Here is a 2,415-nt window from a genome sequence, read left to right on the forward strand (position 1 = left end):
CCAGCCGCCTGCGCCTCGTCCTCGACAACCCCGCCAAGCTCGACCAACCCGCCCTCGCTAAGGCCGGCGCTCGCGGATGCGTCCAGCTCGCCGACAACCTCCTCCACGTCGTCCTCGGCGCAAACGCACAAGCCGTGGCGGAAATCCTTCGTAAGAAAACAGGGTAATGCCCCGGCTATCGGCCCATCACGGCTTCGGCGCCAGCCCCGCCTGTTCTTCCGCCTCGCCACCGCCGGTCTGAAGAGGGCCCGCGTCGTTGCGTCCGACCACCTCAAGGTCATCGTCAACCGACGAGGCGAACGAGCGGGTTTCGGCCGGCGGCGTCGCCACCCCCAGGACATAGCGGTCGTACTCTTCGGAAAAGCGGCGGGTGAGGAAATCCTGTTCCGGAGCCTTGGCCTTCAGCTCCAGGAACCACGTTCCTTCTTCCTCGAACATGTGGTGCAGCACCGCGCCGCGGATATGTTCCAGCTTGTCGAGCCAGGCTTCGTCGGCGGGCTCTATGCGCTCCAGTTCGGCCATCTGCATCTTGGCCGTGCTCTGTTCGGTATAGGCGAGACCCGCGTGGACCTTCTCGCCAGCCTTGGCGAGCGCGGGATAGAGGACGACCTCTTCGGCCTGGGCATGGCCGTTCAGCACGGTGGCGAGCGCGCGCAGAGCGGCCACGCGGTCTTCGGACGTGCTCGCGGCGCGCGCCCTTTCGAACGCCGAGCGGATCTGTTCGTGATGATCCAGCGCCAAGTCCAGCCAGTCGCCCGAGTTGCTGGCGGCCCGCGCCCTCTCGGTCGCCTCGGCTCGCACCTCGTCTGTCTCGGGCGGGGTAATGGCTCCGATAACCTTATCGATCAGGGACATAGTCAAGCCTCCGCCTTGTCGCCGTCCTTGAGTCAATCCGCGGCGCTGGCGAGCGGCCGCCGGCGATGTCCTTTGATATTCCCGTACCAGGCGCCCTCGCGCTGCGACGGCGCCTGGGGCCTCACGCCAACCTCAAGCCTGTGGGTGTGAAAGCTTGGTCCTAGTCGCCCCGCAGGACGGGCGCGGGCCGCTGCGACAGCGCCAGGCTCGCGGCGATCAGCCCGCCGAGGGTCGTCAGCGAGGTGGCGCCGGCGAGCAGCAGCAGGACGCCGCTCCAGTCCACGCTCCAACGGGCCTCGAACACCTTGACCACGACGGGCCAGGCGGCGGCGAAGCCGAGCAGGACGCCGACTGATCCGGCGATCAGGCCGACCGCGCCGTATTCGACGACGTAGGCGATCAGGATCTGCGACCGGGTGGCGCCGAGAACCTTCAGCGTGGCGGCCTCTCGCGCTCGCGCCCGCGCGCCGGCGGCGATCGCCCCCGCCAGGACCAGCAGGCCGGCCAAGCCGGCGACCGCCGCCGCGCCGCGCACCGCCAGCGCCAGCCGGTCGAACAGCGACGCGGCGGCGTCGAGCTGCTCGCGGACGCTGATCACGTTGACGCCCGGAAACTGCTCGCCGAGCTTTCGGGTCAGGATCGCCTCTTGCTCTCGGCCCAGGCGCGCGATCGCGACGCTGCGCAGGTCGGCGCCGTCCAGCGTCGCGGGATCGAAGATCAGCGAGAAGTTGGGCCCGAAACCGCCGAAGTCGACCTTGCGGAGCACGGCGATGCGCGCCTCGATCTCGCGACCCAGGATCAGGACCGTGATCGTGTCGCCGACCTTCAGGTTCGCGGCCTGCGCGACCTCGACGTTCATCGCGACCTGAGGCGGGCCGACATAGTCCGCGCGCCACCACCGGCCGGCGACGACACCGGCGTTCTTCGGCTCCTTGGCGAGCAGCGAGAGGGTGATGTCATTGTCGAAGGCCCAGCGCTGGGAGGGTTTGACGGCCTGCGGGTCGACAGGCTTGCCCTTCACGGCGACGATGCGCCCCGTGGCGAAGGGCATGCGCAGATAGGTCTCGGGACTGGTCGGTCCCATGACGCCGGCGACGACGGCGTCGAACGCCTCGGCGCGGTCGGCGGGGATTTCCGTGAAGACCATGGCCGGGGCGGTGCGCGGGGCCACGTCGCTGACCTGGGCCAGCAGCGCCGACTGGATCAGCACGACGCAAGCGAGCAGGGCCACGCCCAGACCAATGGCTGGGCTGGCGGTATGCGCGGCCGAGCCTGGTCCGGCCAGATTGGCGAGCCCCAGCTTGACCGGGCCTCGCGCCAGACCGCGCAGTCGCCCCGACAGGAACGCCGCGCCGCGTCCCAGCGCCGCCAGCAGTCCGAAGGCGACCGCGACGCCCGCGATCATGATCGCCGCAGCCATCGGGGTGGGCGCGGTGGCGACGGCCAGCGCGGCGAGGCCGAGGCCCGCGACAACCGCGCCGGCCGTCTCCAGACCCAGCGGCAACCGGGCCTTGGGCGCGCGGCGGAACAGGGCCGAGGGCGGCGTCGCCCGCGCTCTCG

General features: G+C 70.4%; 2 protein-coding genes. Both read right to left on the reverse strand.

Going from position 1 to position 2,415, the window contains the following annotated elements; genetic code table 11:
- Nucleotides 1-186 precede the first annotated feature (186 nt).
- Nucleotides 187-855: a hemerythrin domain-containing protein gene (locus Q0379_RS06860; RefSeq protein ID WP_299006137.1), complete on the reverse strand. Its 669-nt coding sequence runs from the start codon at nt 853-855 to the stop codon at nt 187-189.
- 160 nt (nt 856-1,015) lie between these two features.
- The coding region (locus Q0379_RS06865; protein WP_299006140.1) for an FtsX-like permease family protein at nt 1,016-2,415 on the reverse strand (1,400 nt) is incomplete at its 5' end.

The sequence above is a fragment of the uncultured Caulobacter sp. genome, assembly GCF_937900395.1.
Classification (GTDB): Bacteria; Pseudomonadota; Alphaproteobacteria; order Caulobacterales; family Caulobacteraceae; genus Caulobacter.